The sequence below is a fragment of the Stenotrophomonas acidaminiphila genome (assembly GCA_002951995.1).
GTDB lineage: Bacteria > Pseudomonadota > Gammaproteobacteria > Xanthomonadales > Xanthomonadaceae > Stenotrophomonas > Stenotrophomonas acidaminiphila_A.
This window is the reverse complement of sequence record CP019797.1, coordinates 2,443,763-2,464,605: the sequence shown is the minus strand read 5'-3', so window position 1 is coordinate 2,464,605 and position 20,843 is coordinate 2,443,763. Positions and strand designations below refer to the sequence as shown.

General features: G+C 70.2%; 18 protein-coding genes and 2 pseudogenes. 7 read left to right on the top strand and 13 right to left on the bottom strand.

All coding sequences use genetic code 11. The annotated features are described in order from the left end of the window. A complete protein-coding gene (locus B1L07_11030; protein AUZ55530.1) occupies positions 1-882 on the bottom strand; it encodes a hypothetical protein in 882 nt (293 codons plus the stop codon). Between the two features lie 118 nt (positions 883-1,000). Between B1L07_11030 and B1L07_11025 the strand changes: the two genes are divergently transcribed. Then, complete coding sequence (locus B1L07_11025; protein AUZ55529.1) at positions 1,001-2,200, top strand: phosphoribosylglycinamide formyltransferase 2; 1,200 nt, start codon at positions 1,001-1,003, stop codon at positions 2,198-2,200. A 78-nt stretch (positions 2,201-2,278) separates the two neighbouring features. Here the strand turns inward: B1L07_11025 and B1L07_11020 are convergent, their stop codons facing one another. Continuing rightward, complete coding sequence (locus B1L07_11020) at positions 2,279-3,481, bottom strand: endonuclease (protein ID AUZ55528.1); 1,203 nt, start codon at positions 3,479-3,481, stop codon at positions 2,279-2,281. Positions 3,482-3,531: 50 nt separating this feature from the next. Continuing rightward, positions 3,532-4,290, bottom strand: a complete 759-nt coding sequence (locus tag B1L07_11015) for an arginyltransferase (protein ID AUZ55527.1) — start codon at positions 4,288-4,290, stop codon at positions 3,532-3,534. A 159-nt stretch (positions 4,291-4,449) separates the two neighbouring features. Here B1L07_11015 and B1L07_11010 point away from each other — a divergent pair, with 159 nt between their 5' ends. Further along, positions 4,450-5,016: a hypothetical protein gene (locus B1L07_11010; protein AUZ56559.1), complete on the top strand. Its 567-nt coding sequence runs from the start codon at positions 4,450-4,452 to the stop codon at positions 5,014-5,016. A gap of 82 nt (positions 5,017-5,098) precedes the next feature. On the opposite strand, the pseudogene B1L07_11005 reads toward B1L07_11010, so the two are convergent. The 4 genes and pseudogenes from B1L07_11005 to B1L07_10990 all read right to left on the bottom strand — a co-directional run bounded on the left by B1L07_11005 (position 5,099) and on the right by B1L07_10990 (position 8,730). Beyond that, positions 5,099-6,312 (bottom strand): annotated as a pseudogene (locus B1L07_11005) (RNA polymerase subunit sigma-70). A gap of 67 nt (positions 6,313-6,379) precedes the next feature. Beyond that, on the bottom strand, positions 6,380-6,919 hold the full coding sequence (locus tag B1L07_11000; GenBank protein ID AUZ55526.1) for a pathogenicity-like protein: 540 nt from the start codon (positions 6,917-6,919) through the stop codon (positions 6,380-6,382). 2 nt (positions 6,920-6,921) lie between these two features. Beyond that, positions 6,922-7,818: an acyl-CoA thioesterase II gene (locus B1L07_10995; GenBank protein AUZ55525.1), complete on the bottom strand. Its 897-nt coding sequence runs from the start codon at positions 7,816-7,818 to the stop codon at positions 6,922-6,924. Between the two features lie 129 nt (positions 7,819-7,947). Then, a complete protein-coding gene (locus B1L07_10990) occupies positions 7,948-8,730 on the bottom strand; it encodes an enoyl-CoA hydratase (protein ID AUZ55524.1) in 783 nt (260 codons plus the stop codon). Between the two features lie 38 nt (positions 8,731-8,768). Here B1L07_10990 and B1L07_10985 point away from each other — a divergent pair, with 38 nt between their 5' ends. Then, positions 8,769-9,209 carry a hypothetical protein gene (locus B1L07_10985; protein AUZ55523.1) on the top strand — a complete coding sequence of 147 codons (441 nt, stop codon included), beginning with the start codon at positions 8,769-8,771 and terminating at the stop codon, positions 9,207-9,209. 48 nt (positions 9,210-9,257) lie between these two features. On the opposite strand, the gene B1L07_10980 is transcribed toward B1L07_10985, so the two are convergent. Then, positions 9,258-10,091 (bottom strand): trypsin, encoded by an 834-nt coding sequence (locus B1L07_10980; GenBank protein AUZ55522.1) that lies wholly within the window; start codon positions 10,089-10,091, stop codon positions 9,258-9,260. A gap of 221 nt (positions 10,092-10,312) precedes the next feature. On the opposite strand from B1L07_10980, the pseudogene B1L07_10975 reads away from it, so the two are divergent. Beyond that, positions 10,313-11,715: pseudogene (locus B1L07_10975) on the top strand (glutamate--tRNA ligase). 36 nt (positions 11,716-11,751) lie between these two features. After that, positions 11,752-12,219, top strand: coding sequence for a Fur family transcriptional regulator (locus B1L07_10970; GenBank protein ID AUZ55521.1), 468 nt, complete (start codon positions 11,752-11,754; stop codon positions 12,217-12,219). A gap of 45 nt (positions 12,220-12,264) precedes the next feature. Here the strand turns inward: B1L07_10970 and B1L07_10965 are convergent, their stop codons facing one another. The 5 genes from B1L07_10965 to B1L07_10945 form a co-directional block, all read right to left on the bottom strand. After that, entirely contained in the window at positions 12,265-13,968 is a 1,704-nt protein-coding gene (locus B1L07_10965; GenBank protein ID AUZ55520.1) for an amidohydrolase, read from the bottom strand. Positions 13,969-14,056: 88 nt separating this feature from the next. Next, positions 14,057-15,190 carry a hemolysin secretion protein D gene (locus tag B1L07_10960; GenBank protein ID AUZ55519.1) on the bottom strand — a complete coding sequence of 378 codons (1,134 nt, stop codon included), beginning with the start codon at positions 15,188-15,190 and terminating at the stop codon, positions 14,057-14,059. Between the two features lie 10 nt (positions 15,191-15,200). Beyond that, positions 15,201-16,853, bottom strand: a complete 1,653-nt coding sequence (locus B1L07_10955) for an MFS transporter (GenBank protein AUZ55518.1) — start codon at positions 16,851-16,853, stop codon at positions 15,201-15,203. Then, the gene (locus B1L07_10950) at positions 16,850-17,416 is read right to left on the bottom strand and encodes a TetR family transcriptional regulator (protein ID AUZ56558.1); all 567 of its coding nucleotides are present in this window, start codon (positions 17,414-17,416) and stop codon (positions 16,850-16,852) included. The genes B1L07_10955 and B1L07_10950 overlap by 4 nt, the downstream gene beginning before the upstream one ends. A 164-nt stretch (positions 17,417-17,580) precedes the next feature. After that, complete coding sequence (locus B1L07_10945) at positions 17,581-19,791, bottom strand: hypothetical protein (GenBank protein AUZ55517.1); 2,211 nt, start codon at positions 19,789-19,791, stop codon at positions 17,581-17,583. 130 nt (positions 19,792-19,921) lie between these two features. On the opposite strand from B1L07_10945, the gene B1L07_10940 reads away from it, so the two are divergent. After that, positions 19,922-20,332: a hypothetical protein gene (locus B1L07_10940; GenBank protein AUZ55516.1), complete on the top strand. Its 411-nt coding sequence runs from the start codon at positions 19,922-19,924 to the stop codon at positions 20,330-20,332. Between the two features lie 108 nt (positions 20,333-20,440). Further along, positions 20,441-20,623: a ribosomal small subunit protein bTHX gene (locus B1L07_10935; protein AUZ55515.1), complete on the top strand. Its 183-nt coding sequence runs from the start codon at positions 20,441-20,443 to the stop codon at positions 20,621-20,623. Positions 20,624-20,843: the final 220 nt, after the last annotated feature.

Below are 20,843 nucleotides of genomic sequence, written 5' to 3'. Positions count from 1 at the left end.
TCAGTACAGCGAACCGGTGTTGACCACCGGCTGGGTGCCGCGGTCCGAGCACAGCACGGTGAGCAGGTTGCCGACCATCTGTGCCTTGCGTTCCTCGTCCAGCGAGACCAGGCCGCTCTTCTGCAGCTCGGCCAGGGCCATCTCGACCATGCCCACCGCGCCGGCGACGATCCGCTGGCGCGCGGCGATCACCGCGTTGGCCTGCTGCCGCTGCAGCATCGCCTGGGCGATCTCGGGGGCGTAGGCCAGGTGGCTGATGCGCGCGTCGAGCACCTGCACCCCGGCATCGGCCAGGCGCTCGGCCAGCTCGTCCTTCAGGTGCTGGGAGATCTCGCTGGCGTGGCTGCGCAGCGACAGCTGGCCGTCCTCGTGCTGGTCGTAGGGGTAGCTGGTGGCCATCGCGCGCAGCGCCGACTCGGACTGGATGTGCACGAAGCTCTCGTAGTCGTCGACGTTGTAGACCGCCTCGGAGGCGTCCACCACCTGCCACACGATCACCGCGGCGATCTCGATCGGCGAGCCGTCCAGTTCGTTGACCTTGAGCTTGCCGCTCTCGAAGTTGCGCACGCGCTGGCTGACCTTCTTCTTGGTGAAGAACGGGTTGTTCCAGCGCAGGCCGTTGTCCTTGACCGTGCCCACGTACTTGCCGAACAGGCTCACCACCGCGGCCTGGTTGGGCTGGACCATGTACAGGCCGCAGCTCAGGAACAGGCCCACGACCAGCAGCACCAGGCCAGCGGCGAACAGCAGGCCGGCGCCGCCGGCCCCGGACTTGGCCAGGACCACCGCGTAGACCAGCGCGGCGGCGCCGGCCAGCATCAACAGCAGCGAGCCCAGCAGGCTGGGAATGCCGGGCAGGGAACCGAGGGCTTTCTCTTTCATGGCGCGTCATCCGTGGTGGTTGCGATGAAAGATATCAAATTGATATCAACATGCAAGAGGGGGGCGGTCGCTTGCCCGCGGCTAGAATGTGCGCCCCCGTTGCCCTCCGGATCCCCCGATGACCTCGCTTGGTACCCCGCTGTCGCCTTCCGCCACCCGCGTGCTGCTGCTCGGTTCGGGTGAACTGGGCAAGGAAGTGGCGATCGAACTGCAGCGCTTCGGCGTGGAAGTGATCGCCGTGGACCGCTATGCCGATGCCCCGGCGATGCAGGTCGCGCACCGCAGCCATGTCATCGACATGCTCGATCCGCAGGCGCTGCGCGCGGTGATCGCGCGCGAACAGCCGCACCTGGTGGTGCCCGAGATCGAGGCCATCCACACCCAGACCCTGGTGGAGCTGGAGGCCGCGCAGGGCCTGCGCGTGGTTCCCACCGCGCGCGCGGCACGCCTGACCATGGACCGCGAGGGCATCCGCCGCCTGGCGGCCGAAACCCTGGGCCTGCCGACGTCGCCGTACCGCTTCGTCGACACCGAGGCCGAGTACCGCGCCGCGGTAGAGGCCATCGGCCTGCCGTGCGTGGTCAAGCCGGTGATGTCGTCGTCGGGCAAGGGCCAGAGCACGCTGCGCAGCGCGGCCGACATCGGCCCGGCCTGGGAGTATGCGCAGACCGGTGGCCGCGCTGGTGCCGGGCGCTGCATCGTCGAGGGTTTCATCGATTTCGACTACGAGATCACCCTGCTTGCCGTGCGCCACGCCGGCGGCACCGCGTTCTGCGCGCCGATCGGCCACCTGCAGCGCGACGGCGACTACCGCGAAAGCTGGCAGCCGCAGGCGATGTCGGCCGCGGCGCTGGCGCGCGCGCAGGCGGTGGCGCGCGCGATCACCGACGACCTCGGCGGCTGGGGCGTGTTCGGCGTGGAGCTGTTCGTGAAGGGCGACGAGGTGTGGTTCAGCGAGGTCAGCCCGCGCCCGCACGACACCGGGCTGGTGACGCTGGCATCGCAGGCGCTGAGCGAGTTCGCGCTGCATGCGCGGGCGATCCTCGGGCTGCCGGTCGATGCCGGCGAGGGCGGGTTGATCCGCCACTACGGGCCGGCGGCGTCATGCGCGCTGCTGGCGCAGGGCAACGGCGTGCCGTTCTTCAGCAACGTGGCCGACGCGCTGGCGCACCCGGATTCGGTGCTGCGCCTGTTCGGCAAGCCGGTGGTGCAGGGCCAGCGCCGGGTCGGCGTCACCCTGGCCCGGGCCGCGGACGTGGACCAGGCCCGCGCCATCGCCCGCGACGCGGCCGCGGCCATCGCCATCGAGCTGCGCTGACCGGCCACTCGGCATGACAGAAAAACGCCGGCGGTCGCCGGCGTTTTTTTCTTCAGTCGCTGCTGCCTGCGGGCAGGCTCAGCGCACGTCCACCCATACCAGGTGGTGGTCGCTGCCGTCGGCGATCGCCGCCTCCGCGGTGTCGGCCGCCGGCCAGAACACGCCGCCGTCGACGTAGCTGAAGCCGGTCGAGGGCAGCACGTAATCCAGCCGCATCGTGCCCGAGCGCGGGCCGAAATCACCGGTGGCATGCTGCGGCGCGCCGCGGCGCATGATGCCCTTCTCCGCATAGGCCAGGCTGGTCTGCTCGCCGCCGGCGCTGGCCGGGGTCGGGTAGCGCAGCACCCGCGGGTGTTCCAGCAGCTCGACGATGGCGTCGTGGCGGCCATCGCCATCCACCGGATCGTTGTTGAGGTCACCGACGATCACGAAGCGCGCGTCCGCGGCCAGCCCGCCGCAGCGGCCCTGGTCGTCGCACAGCCACGGCGTGTCGCCGCCGTCCAGGTAGTCCTTCCACAGCCGCAGTTCGTCGTGGTTGCGCGCGGCGTTGCGCTTTTCCCGGCCATCGAACACCGGCGGGGTCGGGTGCGCGGCCAGCACGTGCACCGTGCCCAGCGGGGTGCGCACCGGCACGTCCCAGTGCGACTTGGACGAAAGCCGCAGCTGCGACCAGACCGCGTCGTTCCAGAACGGCTTGCCGGTATCCGGGTCGATCGGGCGGATCGCGCCGGGCAGGGCGCTCCACTTCAACAGCTGGAAGCTGCGCACGGCCGCGGTGTCGATCGGGTACTTCGACAGCACCAGCATGCCGTACTGGCCCGGGTGCAGGCCGTAGCCCCAGGCATCGTTGCCGCGCTCGCGGCCCTTGCCGCCGACGCTGCCGTTGTTGTCCAGGTCCAGGCCGCTGGGCACCCCGGTGTTGACCGGTGCCAGGTAGCGGTAGGGATAACGCAACGGGTCGCCGCCACCGGCCTGCGCGGTTTCCAGATAGCGCTGCTGGAACAGGTCGGCGGCGCGATGGGCCTCGTCGAAATCGAACTCGTTGAGCAGCACCAGGTCGGGGCGTACCCGCTGCAGCACCGCGGCGATCTTGCGCGCATGCGCGCTGTCGCCTTCCAGTTCACGGATCAGGCCGCCGGCATCGTCCGAATACAGCGAGGTGTTGTAGGTCGCCAGCCGCAGCTGGGGCGTGGCCGGTGCTGCCGGCGCGGCGGCCGGGGCGGTGCTGGTGCAGGCGGCGCAGAGCATCGTCAGGGCCAGGAGCAGGGTGTGTTTGTTCATGGCCGCATTCTCGCACCCGGGCGATGAAGGTGGGATGGCAGCGTAATGGCCTAAGCGACCGGCGCGGCACCGGTGTCCATGTCGAGCCAGCGGCGGCCGTCGAAGCACTCCAGCGGCCGGTAGCGGCGCTTGTAGTCCATCTTGCGGTGGCCGTCGATCCAGTACCCCAGGTACAGGTGGGGAGCGCGGCAGCGGCGTGCCCAGTCGATCTGCTGCAGGATCGCGTAGGTGCCCAGGCCGCGTGCGCGCTGGTCCGGATCGAAGAACGTGTACACCGCCGACAGCCCCAGCGGGGTGACGTCGGTGACAGCCACCGCCAGCAGCGGGCCGCGCTGCCCGGCGGCGCCAGGGGCGCGGATCTCCAGGAAGCGTCCATGCGACCAGCCGCCGATCAGGAACTGGTCGAACTCGTGCGGACCATGGTCGTCCATGCCGCCGCGGGCATGGCGCGCGGCCAGGTAGCGCCGGTACAGCGCGAACTGCTCGTCGGTGCGTGCGGCCGGCAGCACCCGGCATTCGAGGTCGTGGTTGCGCGCCAGGCAGCGGCGCTGGCTGCGGTCGGGCGCGAAGCGGTCCACCGGTACCCGCACCGGCACGCAGGCGCGGCATTGCTGGCAGTGCGGCCGGTAGACCAGGTCGCCGGAGCGGCGGAAGCCCCAGCCCAGCGCCATCGGGTAGAGCTCGCCCAGCCGGCTGTCCTGCGGGTCGAGCACCAGGTCGCGCGCGCGCCGCTCGGGAAAGTAGCCGCAGGGGTGTTCGCCGGTCTGGAACAGGCGCAGTTCTTCGTGGGAGTCGCCATGCAGGGCCATGGCCACAGCATAGCGGCCGGCGGTCTCAGTACGCGCGTTCGGCGCGGGCTGTCTGCGCCGTGAACACCCCCGTATCGGCGTCAACGCGGGCGTCCGGCACGCGTTGATTGCCATGAGGACGCAGCCATGCGCCCGATCTTCCACCACCGGAGCCCGACCATGACCCACCGCAAACCCCTGATCCTGCTGGCCGTACTGCTGGCCGCTTCCGCCACCGGCGCCACCCTGGCCGCCACCGCGCCCACGCAGAAGCCCGCGCCGGCGCGCATGGATGCCAACGGCGACGGCGCGATCGACCGCCAGGAAGCCGCGGCGCACCCGCGGCTGGCGCAGCGCTTCGACGCACGGGACACGAACAAGGACGGCAGGCTGTCGCGCGATGAGATGCCGCGCTGGCACGCCCGTGGCGGCGACGGCCACCGCGGCATGGGCCGCCACCATCGCTGCCCGGGAGGCCAGGGCATGCTGTGGATGATGGACAGCGACCACGATGGCCGCGTCAGCGCCGTCGAGTACCAGGCCTTCTTCCAGCGCATGGACGTCAACAAGGACGGCTTCATCGACCAGGCCGACCGCGAGGCGCGCGCCAAGCAGCGCCGCGAGGAATGGTTCCGCAATGCCGATACCGACAAGGACGGCAAGTTGAGCCCTGCCGAGCTGGAGGCTGCCCGTGCCCGGATGGGCACGCGCGGTCCGCAGCCGATGCCGGCACCCGCGGCGAAGTAAGCCAGTCCCGATGAAACAGCGCCCCGCCATCGTGCGGGGCGCTGCTTTTCGCGCCCGCCGCATTGGCCGCGGACTTGGCGGGTCAGCGGGTGAGCAGGACGTACAGCACCGAGGCGACCACCAGCACGCTGGATACCGCCACCGCGCTGCGGCCGAACAGGCTGTTGTACAGACGTGTGGGGCCGCTGCGGCCATGGCGGGCGGCGTCGCGGGCCAGCATCGGGCCCATGATCCGCGGCAGCGTGACCAGGTACTGGTAGTTGATCGCGCACATGCCCACCAGCAGCGATGCCAGCGACACCACCAGCCCCAGGTGCAGCAGCACCACCAGCAGCGTGCCCCCGCAGAACAGGGCGGCGGTGGCGGTGTGCAGGCGCATGAAGCGCTGCACCTGCGCGCGCTCGGCGGCCGATTCGGCGTAGTGCAGCAGGTACAACCCGCCCAGCCAGGCGGCCGCGGTGCCGCCGAGGGTGGCGCCCACGGCCAGGCCGAAGTGGAAACCATCGGCCATCAGCGTGTTGGCCAGCATGCCGACCGAGCCGCCCGCCGCGCCGCCGCCCACCGCGCTGGCGCCCATGCCGCCGGCCCCGGCACCCAGCTTGCCGGCGCTGGCCAGGCCGGCGGTACTGCCGATCACCACCGCGCTGGCGGTGCCGGGCGCGGCCACCATCAGCAGCGAGCACAGGGTGGCGGCGAACGCGGTGCCCGGCGCGCTGGCGCGCGCGAACTCGCCGAAGCGGCGCAGCATTTCCTCGCGCACGGTGGCGCGCGCGCGCGACAGGCGCTTGCGCACCGCCGCGTCGCTCAAGCCCAGCAGCGCGGCGACCTGCTGCGAGCTCTGGCCCTCGCGGTAGAACAGCAGCAACGCCTCGCGGCTGTCCTCGGGCAGGGTGGAGATGATCTCTTCGGCAGCCAGTTCCTCCTCCACCCGCGCCATGGCTTCGGCGGCGCCGGGGCGGGATCGGCGGCCATGCCGATGGCGATCTCGGCGGCTTCGCCGCTGAGCGGGCGGTTGCGGTTGGCACGCAGCCAGTCGCGGGCGAGGTTGCGGGTGATCTGCCGCAGCCAGGGCAGGAAGCTGGACGGATTGCTGAGCTGGTTGAGCTGCTGCCAGGCCTTGATGAAGGCCTCCTGGGCGATGTCCTCGCTAGCCTGTACGTCGCGGGTCATGGCCAGGGCGATGGCGGTCACCGTGTTCTGGCAGGCCACCACGATGCGCCCATAGGACTGGGTGCAGCCGCCGCGGGCGGCGGGCAGTTCGTGGTGCAGCAGGGATTCGAGCGTGGCAGCGGTCATGGGCGGCTCCCGGTGGTCTGCATTACCGGACGGAGCCCGCCGGCCAATGTGACTGCCCGCCTGCCGGTCAAGGCTTCGGTGGCGTTGCCGGTGCGGCTGGCGCTGGGGCCGGGGCCGGTTGGCTGGGCTGGATGCGTACCCGGAAGCCGTCCGCGTTGTCCTGGCCGGGGGCCGGTTGCACCTGCGGCGCCGGTGCGGGTGTCGGTGCGGCTGGCGGTGCGGCGCGGTGGCGCAGCATGACCACCAGCGCGACGGCGGCGATCACCAGCAGCAGGGCGATGCGGATGCGCCAGGCCCAGCTGCGGCTGCCGGACGCCGCCGGCGGGTCGCGGAATGCGTACTCGGCGACCGGGTGGTCGCGGCGGGTGGTGTCGAGCAGGCGTGCGTCGCGCAGGATCTCGCGGGCGCGCGGCTGGTCGTCGGCGCATACCACCCAGACGGTGGGCAACTGGCTGTCGTCTTTCTTGTCCAGATAGCTGAACTGGCCGCGGCGCCTGCTCTGGTACGAGCGGCCGTTGGTGATGCGGACCTCGATGCCGGCCTCGCGCAGCAGGGCGGCCACGCCTTCGGCGTTTTCCACGCGCTGGCTGGTGAAGATCTTGCGCATGCTTACTCCCCGCCGCCTTCGCCGGCCGCCGGCGCGACCCGGATCAGGCCTTCCTGCGCGGTGCTGGCCACCAGCACGCCGTCGCGGGTGAAGAACTGGCCGCGGGCCAGGCCGCGTGAGTCCTGCGCGCTGGGGCTGTCCAGCGAATACAGCAGCCAGTCGTCCACGCGGAACGGGCGGTGGAACCACAGCGCGTGGTCGAGCGAGGCCATCTGCACGTGCGGCTGGTAGTAGCTGATGCCGTGCGGGAAGGTCGCGGTGCCCAGCAGGTGGAAATCCGAGGCATAGGCCAGCAGCGCCTGGTGCAGTTCCGGCGCATCGCCGACGCGCTCGTTCAGGCGCATCCACACCTGGTGGTAGGGCGGGCGCTTGGGCGGATGCAGTTCATCGCGCGGGTAGACGTGGCGGAACTCGAACGGGCCGCCGCGCGAGAGCCAGCGCTGCACCTTCACCGGCAGTCGTTCGAGCACCTCCGGCGGCAGCGGGCGGTTGGGCTCGATGTCTTCCGGCTGCGGAACCTCGGGCATCTTGTGCTGGTGCTCGGCGCCGCGTTCGGCCTGCTGGAACGACGCCGCACAGAAGAAGATCACCTTGCCGTGCTGGATCGCGGTGACCCGGCGCACCGAGAAGCTGCCGCCGTCGCGGGTGCGGTCGACGTCGTAGATGATCGGGTGGTCGATGTTGCCGGCGCGCAGGAAATAGGCGTGCAGCGAATGCACGTGGCGGCCGTTGTCGATGGTGGCCTGGGCGGCGGCCAGCGCCTGCCCCAGCACCTGCCCGCCGAACACGTACTTGGTGCCGATGTCGCGGCTCTGGCCCCGGAACAGGTTGTCCTCGAGCCGCTCCAGCGACAGCAGGTCGATCAGTTCGGGTACCACGGGGTCGGCGTTGGCGGACAAGAGGGCGGGCCTGGGGTTCGACAGGCCGCCATTTTGGAGCAGAAACGCGTGCAGAGGAACGAGAGCCGGGTGAAAGCGGCGGCAGCGTGCCGTGCCGCTCTCCGTTTCTGGTTCCTCGCCACCCCGTTCCTAGCTTTTGCCCAGCCTGGCCGCCAGGGCCTGCAGCGCGGCCTGGGCGTCGGCCGAATACCAGGCCTCGACGAAGCGCTCCAGCTGGATGTGCTGCGGCTGCATCGCCTCGTGCAGGTCGGCGCGGGCAATGGCGCGGGTCTGCAGCATCGGCTGCCGCGGCAGCGTCAGCTGCGCCTGCAGCCAGGCCAGCGCGCGCGCGACCACGGCGTCGGCGCCGTCGGCCAGTTCGTCCACCAGCCCGATCTCCAGCGCGCGCTCGGCGCTGACCAGTTGCCCGCCCGCCAGCAGCACCCCGGCCCGGTGCGCACCGACCACGCGCCGCATCAGCCGCTGGATGCCTTCCGGCGCGACCAGCCCCACCTGCACTTCGTTCAGGCCGATCAGGTGCGGCTTGGCCGGATCGACGCTGCGCGCCATCACCCGGTAATCGCAGCACAGCGCCAACACGCAGCCGCCGGCCGGGGAGTGCCCGGTCAATGCGGCCACCACCGGGATGCGGCTGTCGGCCAGCGTGCGCGCGGCGCCGAAGAACGCCTGCCAGCTGTCCATCAGCCGCTGCCGGTCTTCGCCATGGCGCAGCAGGTAGGGCACGTCCATGCCACCGGTGAAGACGCGCTCGCTGCCGGACAGCACCACGCCCTGCACGTCCTCGGCCATGGCCTGGTTCATCGCCGCGATCAGCGCGCGGCACAGCTCGGTATCCAGCGCGTTGACCGGCGGCCGTGCCAGCCGCAGTTCGCGCACGGGGCCGTGGTTGATCGTGTCGATGAGCGTTGTCATGCTGCGGCCTCGAATTACGGCAGGGAGTCGAGGGTCCGATGATAACCAAACCATTCGCGTGCGTACTGTTGGGCATGGCCGGCTTCGCCGCCAGTGCGCTGGCGCAGGCCGCGCCGTCGTCGTGCGTGCGCCTGGATGGCGGCTGGATCCGTTTCCCGGCGATGGCGCACATGGCCGGTGGCTTCGGTCGCATCGACAACACCTGCAAGGCCGACGTGGCGGTGACCGCGGTGCGCAGCCCGGCGTTCAAGGACGTGTCCGTGCATGAAACCACGCTGGTCGATGGGGTCAGCCGCATGCGCGCGATCGAGCGCCTGCCGCTGGCGGCGGGCAAGGGCGTCGAGCTCAAGCCCGGCGGGCTGCACCTGATGTTGATGGATGGCAGCGGCCCGCTGCAGGAAGGCCAGCGCGTGCCGGTGTCGCTGGTGCTGTCCGACGGTACCGAAGTGCACGGCGAGCTGGTGGTGCGCAGGCCCTGAGATGGAAGCCGGGGTGTGCCGCCAAGGCCACGCCCGCCGGCGCGGTGCTCAGCTTCCCGCCTGCGCCGGCGGGCGCCCGGAGAGCACCGCCTGGATCCAGTCGGCGTAGTGGCTCGCACGCACGTTGCACGCGGTCTGGCCGTAACGTCCCGGCCGCGCGGTGCGCACGTCGCCTGCCATCACCTTCCATGACCCGAGGCCGGCCAGGCGCCATTGGCCGCCGTCCTCGATGAGCAGCGGGCCTCCGCTGTCCCCGTTTCCCAGCATGCCTTCCAGGGGCAGGGCAGCGGGTGGCTCGTCGAACACATAGCAGAGCCAGCGGTCATAGGCGCTGGTGACAATATTGAACGCGCGGCGCAGCTCGGTGCGGTTGGGGCCGGCGGGATCGTGCCCCGTGGCGCCGGTGCCGGTAGCGCCCATTCCCACGATCGCGATGGTCCGGCCAGGCTCGTCGCCGCGCGGGTAGAGCGCGACAGGCGCCACGCCCGCCACCGGTTGCCTGAGTTCGATCAGCGCGATGTCGTCGGAGGTGGCGAGGAAAGCCACGATCAGCATCGCCTCGCCGCTGGCCATGGCCTGGTCGACCAGTGCCTGCGGCAGCGTCCGGTAGCCCGGATGGACGACGACACGCGCGACCTCGCGCGGCCGCCCGTCGACCACGACCTGGCCGAGCGGGAAATGGGCCGGGAGGGTATGCGCCGCGGTCACCACCCAACGCGGCGCGATCAGCACGCCATGGCCCTCGCCGGGCATGTCGACCAGCGCCGGGAAGGCTGAGGCGGGCACGCGGTACTTCGCATCGTCGACGTCGTGCCGGATCACGACGGCGCCGGCAGCCAGGGGAACGGTGAGAAGCAGCAGGAGCCAGGCGAATCGGCGCATGGGCGGTTCCGGAGTGGGCGGCGATGGAATGTCCAGGGAGGTACCGTTCCGTTCCGCGGATGCGGCCGGCCATATCCCCGGAATAAGTCCCCGTCATCGTATTCGCTCGCGGGCTCCTGCGCGCACATGGCGGATTGGGCGGATTTCCGGGCAAAGGACAGGAGCGGCTTGTTGCAGCCATCACGCGGTAAAATGCGCCCATTCCCACTTCCACCCCCGTCATGACCGTCCGCACCCGCTTCGCCCCAGTCCCACCGGCTACCTGCACATCGGTGGCGCCCGCACCGCGCTGTACTGCTGGCTGGAGGCCCGCCACCGCGGCGGCGAATTCGTGCTGCGCATCGAGGACACCGACCGCGAGCGCAGCACCCAGGCGGCGATCGACGCCATCCTGGAAGCGATGGACTGGCTGGGCCTGGACTACGACGAAGGCCCGGTCTACCAGACCGACCGCGTCGCCCGCTACAAGGAAGTGGCCGAGCAGCTGATCGCCGCCGGCAAGGCCTACTACGCCTACGAGACCCGCGAGGAGCTCGATGCCATGCGCGAGGCCGCGATGGCCCGGCAGGAAAAGCCGCGCTACAACGGCGCCGCGCGCGACCTGGGCCTGCCGTTCAAGGACGACCCGAACCGGGTGATCCGCTTCAGGAACCCGCTCGACGGCAGCGTGGTATTCGACGACCTGATCAAGGGCCGCATCGAGATCGCCAACAGCGAACTGGACGACATGGTGATCTTCCGTCCCGACGGTTACCCCACCTACAACTTCGCGGTGGTGGTGGACGACTGGGACATGGGCATCACCGAGGTCATCCGCGGCGACGACCACATCAACAACACCCCGCGCCAGATCAACCTGTACGAGGCCATCGGTGCGCCGGTGCCGAAGTTCGGGCACATGCCGATGATCCTGGACGAGCAGGGCGCCAAGCTGTCCAAGCGCACCGGCGCGGCGGACGTGATGCAGTACCGGGACGCCGGCTACCTACCCGACGCGCTGCTGAGCTACCTGGCACGGCTGGGCTGGTCGCATGGCGACCAGGAACTGTTCACCCGCCAGGAACTGATCGAACTGTTCGACGTCACCAACTGCAACTCCAAGGCCTCGCGCCTGGACATGGCCAAGCTCGGCTGGGTCAACCAGCACTTCCTCAAGACCGAGGCGCCGGAGCGCATCGCGCCGCACCTGGTCTACCAGCTGGAAAAGCTGGGCCTGGACCTGGCCACCGGCCCGGCGCCGGTGGACGTGGTCATCGCCCTGCGCGAGCGCGTGCAGACGCTGAAGGAAATGGCCGAGAAGGCGGTGGTCTGGTACCAGCCGCTGACCGAATACGACGAGGCGGCCGTGGCCAAGCACTTCAAGCCCGGTGCCGAGCTGGCGCTGGGCAAGGCGCGCGCGCTGCTGGCGGCGCTGCCGCAGTGGACCGCGGAGAGCGTGGGCGTGGCCCTGCACGACACCGCCGCCGCGCTGGAGATCGGCATGGGCAAGGTGGCGCAACCGCTGCGCGTGGCCATCACCGGTACCCAGGTCAGCCCGGACATCTCGCACACGGTGTACCTGGCCGGCCGCGACGAAGCCTTGAAACGCATCGACGCCGCACTCATCAAGGTCCCGAAGGGTTGATCCCGCCGAGGCAGACATGACCGGACACGAGCACAGCTGCACCGCCCCCACCACCATGTCGACGACGCGGCGGATTTCATCGCCGTGGTCGAACGGGTGTGCCGCGAGCGCGGGCTGCGGCTCACGCCGATCCGCGCCAACGTGCTGCGGCTGATCGCCGAAGCCGGCAAGCCGGTCAAGGCCTACGAACTGCTGGACTGGGTACGCGAGGGCAAGGGCGTGGGCGCCGATGCCCCGCCCACCGTGTACCGCGCGCTGGATTTCCTGATGGCCAACGGCTTCGTGCACAAGCTGTCGTCGGTCAATTCCTTCGTCGCCTGCCACCACCCCAGCAGCAACCAGCACTCGGTGCCGTTCCTGATCTGCGACCGCTGCCACAGCGCGGTCGAGCTGGAGGACCGGGACATCGTGCGCCAGCTCGAGAACCGCGCCCGCGAACTGGGCTTCAAACCGCAGGCACAGACCCTGGAAGTACACGGGTTGTGCGCGGCGTGCGCCGGCTGATCGCGGCCCCGGCCCCGGGCCGGCAGCGGGACAGCACGGGGCGGCTTACTTCGCCGCCCCGTCCGCGCGATAGACGACCTCGCCGTCCTTGATCGTCTGCAGCACCTTGATGGTGTGCAGTTTGGCCGGCGCGATGGTCAGCGGATTGTCCGAGAGCACCACCAGGTCGGCGCGCTTGCCGGTTTCGATCGAGCCCTTGCTGTCCTGCTCCCCATACTGCTCGGCCGCCCACAGGGTGAGGGCCTTGAGTGCCTGCAGCGGGGTGACCCGCTGGTCCGGGCCGAGCACATGACCGCTGCGGGTGGTGCGGTTGACGGTGGCGTCCAGCACCCGCATCGCGTCGGGGAACACCACCGGCGCGTCGTGGTGGGAGGTGAACTTCATGCCGGCATCCAGTACCCAGCCAGTGGGTGAGATGTTCTCGGCACGCGCCGGGCCCAGTACCGATTCGCGGTGCCAGTCGCCCCAGTAGTAGGTGTGCATCGGAAACAGCGAGGGAAAGATGCCGAGCCGGGCGATCTGCGGCACCTGGTCCCTGCGCAGGGTCTGGCCGTGGATCAGCACCGGCAGCAGTTTCCTGCCCGGGTGGGCTTTTTCGGCCGCGCTCACGGCGTGGATGAACTGGTCGATGGCGGCATCGCCGTTGGCGTGGGCCAGCACCTGCCAGCCGTGTTCCCAGGCGCGGTTGATCAGGTCGTCGGCCTGGGCGTTGGTGAAGATCGGGTAGCCGGCGTAGGACTGCTTCTGGCCTTCGGGCACCTTGTAGTAGGGCTGGGTCAGCCAGGCGGTCTTGCCCTGCGGCGAGCCGTCCAGGGTGATCTTGACCCCGCCGATGCGGAAGTGGTCGGTGTAATGGCGGCTGTAGTACGGCCCCTGCATCGCCGGGTTGCTGAGCGCCACCTCGATGTTGGGGTAGGCGACCACGTCGATTTTCAGCTTCCCGCTCTTGCCGGCCAGCGGCAGCATCGCCAGCGTGCCGGCATCGGTATTGCCGTCCTGGGCGGTGGTGTAGCCATGTTTCATGTACAGCGCCTGGCCGGCCTCGAGCATCGTCATGGCCTCGTCCAGGCCGAGCGTGGGCATCAGCTTGGCCAGGGTGAGGTTGTGCGCGTTTTCCTCCATCACCCCGTTTGGCACCCGGGAGTCGGGTTCGCGGCGGATCACCCCGCCTTCCGGGTCGGGCGTGGCGGCGGTGATGCCGGCCACCTCCAGCGCCTTGCTGTTGTAGGCCCCCAGGTGGCCGGACTGGTGCATCAGGATCACCGGGATCTGCGTGGTGATGGCGTCCAGTTCCTCGCGGGTGGGGTGGCGCCGTTCGGCCAGCTGCGAATCGTCATAGCCGAAGCCGATCAGCACCTTGTAGCCGCCGGGAATGGCGGTGCCGGTCAGGAACCGGCGCATGATCCGCTGCAGGTCCGGGATCGAGTTGCCCTCGCCATCGGGGGCGGGCAGCAGGTTGGCCGACAGCGCCTGCAGGCCGGTGCCGGAGACATGGCTGTGGCCGTCGATGAAGCCGGGGGTGAGGGTATGGCCCTGCAGGTCGACCTGGCGTGCGGCGGGGCTGAAGTCCAGCGCCGCCCGGCGCGTGCCGACAAAAGCGATGCGTCCGTCGCGCACTACCACCGCTTCGACCTGCGGCTGGCGGTCGTCGACGGTGAGGATGGTGCCGCCCGAGTACAGTGTATCGGCGGCAAGGGCGCCGGCGGGCGTGCAGGCGGCGAGCACGGCGAGGGCCAGATGCGATTTCATCGGGATATCCGAACCGGGGGCGAGGCAACAGCCTAGCGCAGCCCGGTGGATGCCGGTGTGTCGGCGGCGTGGTGCCCGGCCGGGATGCTCAGCGCTGTGCGGTATCCACCTCCACCACCACCGACATGCCCGGGCGCAGGCGCGCGGCCAGCGGCTGGTCCGGGTCGATGGCGATGCGCACCGGCAGCCGCTGCACCACCTTGGTGAAGTTGCCGCTGGCGTTGTCCGGCTTGAGCACGGCGAACTCCGAGCCGGTGGCCGGGGCGATCTGTTCGACATGGCCGTGCAGGCGCTGGCCCTGGAAGGCGTCGACGCTGAAGGTGGCCGGCTGGCCGATGGCCATCTTCCAGGTCTGGCCTTCCTTGAAGTTGGCCACGACCCACAGGCTGTCCGGCACCAGGAACAGCAGCTGGGTGCCGGCGGTGACGTACTGGCCCAGCCGCACCGAGGCCTCGGACAGCTGGCCGTCGCGCGGGGCGCGGATGACGGTGTTGTCCAGGTCGATCCGCGCCAGCTCCAGCGCCGCCTGTGCACTGGCCACGCGCGCTTCCAGCGCCTGCCGCGCGACGCGGGTGGCGGTGAGGTTCTCCTCGGCGATGCGGATGGCCGCCTGCGACTGCGCCACCCCGGCGCTGGCCGCCTGCGCGCTGGCGCGCAGTTTGTCGCGGTCGCTGCTGGATACCAGCTGTTGCGCGGCCAGGGTTTCGTAGCGCTGCAGTTCGGTGCCGGTGCGCCGCCGCTCGGCCTGGCCGGCGGACAGGTTGGCCCGTGCCGCTGCGATCTGCGCGCGGTTCTGCGCCTGGCTCTGGTCGGAGTTGGCCAGTTGCGCGCGCGCCTCGGCCAGCGCCGCCTCGGCCTGGTCGACCTTCTGCCGGTAGCTGCGGTCGTCGATGCGCAGCAGCGGCTGCCCCTGCTTCACGTGGTCGAAGTCCTTCACCAGCACGTCGGTCACGTAGCCGCTGACTTGCGGCGCCAGCACCGTGACCTGGCCGCGCACGTAGGCGTCGTCGGTATGCACGTGGCTGCTGTTGAACGGCCACAGCTGCCAGGCGCGCAGGATCAGGGTCAGCCCGAGCAGGGCGATGGCGACCATCACCACCACGCTGGCGCGGCTGGGCGTGTTGTACTTGGAGACCGGTGCCGGCGCCGCCGCCACTTCGCCATCGCTGGCGTCGGTGATCTGCGCGTCGGCATCGCCGGGTGTCTGCTGTTTGTCGCTCATGTCGTTGGTTTCACTTGGAAGGCGTTGTGGCCGTGGCCGGCCGGATCGCCTTTTTCACGGTGGGGTTGCGGAACAGCACTTCCAGCAGCAGCCAGCCGAGGAAGCCGATCGCCAGCCAGCCGCTGAGCGCGAACACGTCGTTGAACGCGCGCACGTTGGCTTCGCGCCTGGCGGCCTGCGCCAGCGCCGCGGCGGCCTGGGCCTGGCGCTGTACCGGGTCGGTGACCAGGCGGGCGTAGCCCTGCTGCTGCGCGTGCAGGCGCTGGGCCACGGTCGGATCGGTCGGATCCAGCTGGCTGACCAGCTGGCTGGAATACACGTGCTCGCGATGCAGCTGGTAGCTGCCCAGCAGTGCCGAGCCGGCCAGGCCGCCGAAGGTCTGGGTCAGCGACAGCACCACGATGAAGGACACGATGTGGTCCAGCCCGCGCGCCATGGCCTGGCGCATGCCCATCAGCATCAGTGGGCCCATGAACATGCCGCTGCCCACCGCCGCCAGGAACTGGCTCAGCGCGAAATCCATCGGCCGGTCCAGGCTGGTGCGATGCTGGTCGAGGAAAGCGGCGCTGCCGAGCAGGATGATCGAGGCCAGCAACTGCGGTATCAGCGCCTTCGGGCCGAAGGTCAGCGCGCCGGCGGCGATGCCGGTGAGCACGCCGAGCAGGATCACCGCGAACAACGGCGCCATCTGCTCCGGGCCCATGCCCAGCGTGCGCATCATCGTGACCATGCCGTAGGACTGCTCGTTGGTCAGGAAGCGGATCAGGAACGCGCCAGCGATGAAGCGCAGCATCGTCGGCCCCATCAGCCAGCGGATCTGCAGCAGCGGGTTGCGCCGGTAGTGTTCGATCAGGAACGCCACCAGCACCAGCAGCGTCGCCGCGGCCAGCAGCCCGCCCAGCCACGGCGTGTCGAACCACCAGTGCAGGTAGCCCTGGTTGAGCACGATGACCAGCATCGCCAGCGCCGGGGCGAGGATGGCGAAGGTGACGAAGTCCAGCGGCTCGAACACCTTGATCTGGATGCCCGGCGGCAGCTTCAGGATCACCACCGCGGCGAACGCGCACAGCGCCAGCCCGGCCTCGAACAGGTACAGGTTGTGCCACTCGCCGTGGTCCAGCAGGCCCGGCGACAGCAGCCACGCCAGCGGCACCGCCAGCTGCGACAGGCCCACGCCGACCACCAGCAGGTTGCCCACGTACCTGCGTGGCAGCGCCTGCAGCATGTACAGCGTGCCCAGGGTGGTGCAGGCCGCGCCTGCGAACCCGCTGGCGGCGCGCACCAGGATCGTCGTCGCCAGCCCGCCCACCGCAAGGTGCAGCACCGCCAGCGCCGCGTAGACACCCAGGCCCAGTTCGGCGAACAGGCGGATGCCGTACTCCTGGCGGAACTTGAACACCAGCAGGTTGGCGGTGACGTTGACCATCACGTAGGACGCCACCAGCCAGTTGGCTTCACTGGGCTGCAGGCCCATCTGCCCCTGGATCCACGGCAGGTTGGCGCTGAGCAGCGCGTTGCCGAGGCCGCCGGTGATCGCCACCAGTACCGCCACCGCGGCGTAGGCCGCGCGCCGGTGCGGCGGATGCCAGGGCATCGACGCGGAGCCGGGCAGGGTGGGTTTTTCGTGTTCCTCCCAGTCCGGGATCGGCTTGAGCGGTTTCATTCGCCGGCGCCCCCGGTCGCGGCCAGCCCGGGGCGCAGCAACTGCAGTGCGCGGCTGGCGAGCCGGGCCCGCTCGGCGCGGGTGCGTCCGCGCAGCGCGGCGCCGAGCATGCTCGATACCAGCGACAGGTCGGCCAGCGCCAGGTCCGGGCGACACAGGCCCGCCGCCCGCGCCCGCTCCAGGGCCGGCTCCATCAGCTTCAGGACCCGCTGGCGCGCGGCGCGGATCGGCGGGTCGTTCTGGTCCACGGCGCGCCAGTAATCGGCCAGCGCCGGCGAGTGCACGATGCGCCGGGCCATGCCCTCGAGCAGCGCGAACAGGGCGTCATCGCGCTCGCCCAGTTCGGCCACGTGCGCCTGGATCTTCTCCACCGTGCGCTGCAGCATCGCCTCGATCAGCGCGGCGCGGTCGGGGAAGTTGCGGTACAGCGTGGCACGGCCGACGCCGGCCCGTTCCACCACCAGGTCCAGCGGCGCGGTGATGCCGTGTTCGCCGAACACGGCGTCGGCCGCGTCCAGCAGCTGGGCGCGACGCGCGGCGGCATCGGAACGGATCGAGGTCATGCGCATATGATCCGGACAAAAATGTCCGCTTGCAATGAGCGCGGCGTGAAACGCAGTGTCCGCCCGGGCGGGCGTTCACCTGCGCGGCGGTGGCGACCGGGTGCCGGAAAAGCGGAAGGGGCCTTGCGGCCCCTTCCCTCATGCCGTCGTCGGCAGCGCGCCGGTCAGAACCAGGCGCGGATGCCGAAGGCGACGCCGCGGCCGGGCAGCGGTGCGTAGTCGCGCAGCAGCGAGGTGTGCGGGCGCACCTGGCGGTTGCCCAGGTTGCTGCCGTCCAGGAACAGCTCGTAGCTGTTGCTGCCGTTGCGGTCCCAGCGGTAGGCAAGGTGCGCGTCGACCAGGGTGTAGCCGGGGCTGGGCGCCTCGTTCGCGGCGACGTCGCGCTGGCTGCCGTAGCGGATCGCGCCCAGCGAAGCGCGCCAGCCGTCGCGGGCCCAGCGCAGGTCGGCGCCGACGCGTGCCGGCGCGATCCGCGGCAGATGGCCGCCGTTGGCGAGGTCGACGCTGTAAGCGTGGCTGTGGTCGCCATGCGGCACGGCGATGTCCGCACGGCGGCTGCCGCTGCCGTCCAGTTCGGCCTTGACGTAGTCGCCGAACACGCGCAGGTCCCAGTCGCCGCCGTCGCCTTCGACCAGATGGAACATGGCCTCGGCCTCGGCGCCCTTGAAGGTGGCGTCCTGCTGGGTCCAGACCCGGACCGGCAGGCCCTGCTCGACCACGCCGGTGTCGGCCAGATAGATGAAGTCCTTGAACTTCGTCTGGTAGACCGCGGCCGAGACGTCGATGCGGTCACTGTGCGCGTGCAGGCCCAGTTCCATGCGGTGGCCGCGCTCGGTGTCCAGGTTGGCGTCGCCGATCTCCAGCGAGCGGGTGGCGATGTGGGCGCCGGCGGCGTACAGCTCCTCGTTGGTTGGCGCGCGCTCGGAGCGGTCCACGCCGAAGCGCAGGTCGACATGGTCGTTGACCGTCCAGATGCCGGCCGCCGACAGGTTGGTGGCACCGAAGTCGCGGTCGGGCGCGGTGCCCTCCGGGCTCAACCGGACCCGGTCGTGGCGGCCGCCCAGTTCCAGCTTGAGCGGACCGAACTGCTTTTCCTGCAGCACGAACAGTCCCAGGCTGCGGGTGGTGGTGCCGGGGACAAAGGCCTCCTCGCCGTGCGCGCCGAAGTCGCTGTCGCCGAACTGCAGGCCGAACGCGCCGTTCCAGCCGGCCAGCGGGGTCTGCACCGCTTCCACGCGGCCTTCCACGCCCTTGTTGGTGAAGCGGGTGGACGGGGTGCCGGCGTCCAGTTCGGTGTGCTCGTAGTCGGTCCAGGCCGCGCGCACGGTGACGCTCTGCAGGAACGGCAGCGGATCGTAGACGCCGCCCTTCACGTCGAAGCGGTTCTGCACCATGTCGATGCGCACGTCGTGCTCGCCAGCCGCTTCTTCGCCGTGGTCGTCGTGGTCGTGGTCATGGTCGTGATCGTCGCCGGCGTGGACATGGGCGCCGTTGGGGATGCCGTAGTTGCTGCGGTAGGTGCCCAGCGAGGCGCCGAGGAAACCGGATTCGCCCAGCCAGGTGGCACCGACGCCGCCGGCGCGGGTGCGCATGGCGCTGTTCTCCAGGCGTCCGCGCGGACCCAGTTCGTCACCGTGATCGGCGTGATCGTCGTGGTCGTCATCCAGCACCGCAGGGTCGATCGCACGGCCGGGAATGCGGTAGTCGTCGCCGTTTCGCACCAGGCCATCGACGTGCAGCACCAGGTTGCCGCCGCTGACGCCATCGAGCCGGAACATGCCGCTGCGCTCGTCGTTGACGCTGTTGCCGCGCAGCTCGGCGCGGCCGCTCAGGGGGCGGTCGGGCAGGTCGCGGGCGATGCGCCCGTCGACCACGTTGACCGCGCCGCCGATGGCGCCGCTGCCGAACAGCAGGGTCGCCGGTCCCTTCAGCACTTCGATCTGGTCGGCCAGGAACGGCTCGATGCTGGTGGCGTGGTCGGCGCTGACGGTGGACGCGTCCATGTTGCCGACGCCGTTGGCGACCACCGCCACGCGCGGGCCTTCCTGCCCACGGATGATCGGCCGGCCCACGCCGGGGCCGAAATTGCTGGTCTGCACCCCGGGCATGCGCGCGATGGTGTCGCCCAGGGTGGCGCCCTTGCGTGCATCCAGCTCCTCGCCGGCCAGCACCGCGACCGGCCGGGCGAGCGATTCGGCATCGCTCTGCAGCGGCGAGGCGGTGACCTTGACCGTGGACAGTTCGGTCAGGTGATGGCTCTGCCCATCGGTTTCGTCGGCGGCCTGGGCGGCGGCCGGAAGGGCGGCGACAAGCGCCACGGACAGGGCGTGGCGGGCGAGACGCGGAAGGCGGCGGGAGTGGGTGGGTCGGGTCATGGTGTTGTTACTTTGTATCAATTGAGGGGCGAGGGGCGGCCGGGACGGGAAACGGGAAGCAGGGAGCTCAAGCGGGCCGATGGATAATGTTATATTATTCCATAACGCGCCACCGCCCCTGCTGGAAGTCATGCCGCTGAAATCGTCCCGCCAGTTCCTCGACCGCTTCGGTGCCGCCGGTTCGCTGCTGTGCGCGGTGCACTGTGCGGCATTGCCGGCGCTGCTGGCATTGGCGCCGTCGCTGGGCCTGTCGTTCTGGTTGAGCGACGGGGTCGAACAGGCGGTGGTGGTGTTCGTGACCTTCCTTGGCCTGTTCAGCCTGCTATGGGGCTACCGCCGCCACCGCGCGCTGCGCGCGCTGGCGCTGCTGGTGCCGGGCCTGGCGCTGCTGTGGGCCGGGTTGCTGCATGCCGGGCTGCATCATTCGCAGTTGCCGCACGCGGTGGTGATGACGCTCGGCGGCGTGCTGGTGGGGCTGGCGCACCTGATGAACCTGCGGCTCAACCACCTGCACGTGCACGACGCCAGCTGCGCGCATTGAGGGGCGCATGGTAGGCTTTCACTTCACGCGCGGGGGCGCTGCTACAGCGGCCTCGCCGAACCCGTGTCAGTACGGGGCAATCTGATTTCACACTAAGGAGTTGACGACATGGGTAAGGGTGACCGTAAGACCGCCAAGGGCAAGCGCTATAACGCCAGCTATGGCAATGCGCGCTCGCATTCGGTGAGCAAGGTGGCCGTGGGCGCAGCTGCGCCGGTCGCCAAGAAGACTGTCGCCAAGGCACCGGCCAAGAAGGCCGTGGCCAAGAAGACGGTGGCCAAGGCCGGTTGATCCCGGGCTGGCATCAGCGAAAAAGCGGCGCTTGCGCCGCTTTTTTTGTCCGTGCACATTGCACGGCGGAAGGGGAATCCAGGGGATGCTGCGCGCGTGAGGCGGGTGTCTGCGCCGTGACCCCCTGGTCATTGGCGGACAGCATGGTCCCCTGGCGCGTCCTGAAGGCGCCCACGTTGTCGTACCGGGAGGATTGCTGCCGGGCCATGTCGAGCCTGCA

Bases quoted from the DNA above. Each gene is read 5' to 3' on its own strand.
- B1L07_11030 (AUZ55530.1), bottom strand. From the start codon at position 882: ATGAAAGAGAAAGCCCTCGGTTCCCTGCCCGGCATTCCCAGCCTGCTG.
- B1L07_11025 (AUZ55529.1), top strand. From the start codon at position 1,001: ATGACCTCGCTTGGTACCCCGCTGTCGCCTTCCGCCACCCGCGTGCTG.
- B1L07_11020 (AUZ55528.1), bottom strand. From the start codon at position 3,481: ATGAACAAACACACCCTGCTCCTGGCCCTGACGATGCTCTGCGCCGCC.
- B1L07_11015 (AUZ55527.1), bottom strand. From the start codon at position 4,290: ATGGCCCTGCATGGCGACTCCCACGAAGAACTGCGCCTGTTCCAGACC.
- B1L07_11010 (AUZ56559.1), top strand. From the start codon at position 4,450: ATGACCCACCGCAAACCCCTGATCCTGCTGGCCGTACTGCTGGCCGCT.
- B1L07_11000 (AUZ55526.1), bottom strand. From the start codon at position 6,919: ATGCGCAAGATCTTCACCAGCCAGCGCGTGGAAAACGCCGAAGGCGTG.
- B1L07_10990 (AUZ55524.1), bottom strand. From the start codon at position 8,730: ATGACAACGCTCATCGACACGATCAACCACGGCCCCGTGCGCGAACTG.
- B1L07_10985 (AUZ55523.1), top strand. From the start codon at position 8,769: ATGATAACCAAACCATTCGCGTGCGTACTGTTGGGCATGGCCGGCTTC.
- B1L07_10980 (AUZ55522.1), bottom strand. From the start codon at position 10,091: ATGCGCCGATTCGCCTGGCTCCTGCTGCTTCTCACCGTTCCCCTGGCT.
- B1L07_10965 (AUZ55520.1), bottom strand. From the start codon at position 13,968: ATGAAATCGCATCTGGCCCTCGCCGTGCTCGCCGCCTGCACGCCCGCC.
- B1L07_10960 (AUZ55519.1), bottom strand. From the start codon at position 15,190: ATGAGCGACAAACAGCAGACACCCGGCGATGCCGACGCGCAGATCACC.
- B1L07_10955 (AUZ55518.1), bottom strand. From the start codon at position 16,853: ATGAAACCGCTCAAGCCGATCCCGGACTGGGAGGAACACGAAAAACCC.
- B1L07_10950 (AUZ56558.1), bottom strand. From the start codon at position 17,416: ATGACCTCGATCCGTTCCGATGCCGCCGCGCGTCGCGCCCAGCTGCTG.
- B1L07_10945 (AUZ55517.1), bottom strand. From the start codon at position 19,791: ATGACCCGACCCACCCACTCCCGCCGCCTTCCGCGTCTCGCCCGCCAC.
- B1L07_10940 (AUZ55516.1), top strand. From the start codon at position 19,922: ATGCCGCTGAAATCGTCCCGCCAGTTCCTCGACCGCTTCGGTGCCGCC.
- B1L07_10935 (AUZ55515.1), top strand. From the start codon at position 20,441: ATGGGTAAGGGTGACCGTAAGACCGCCAAGGGCAAGCGCTATAACGCC.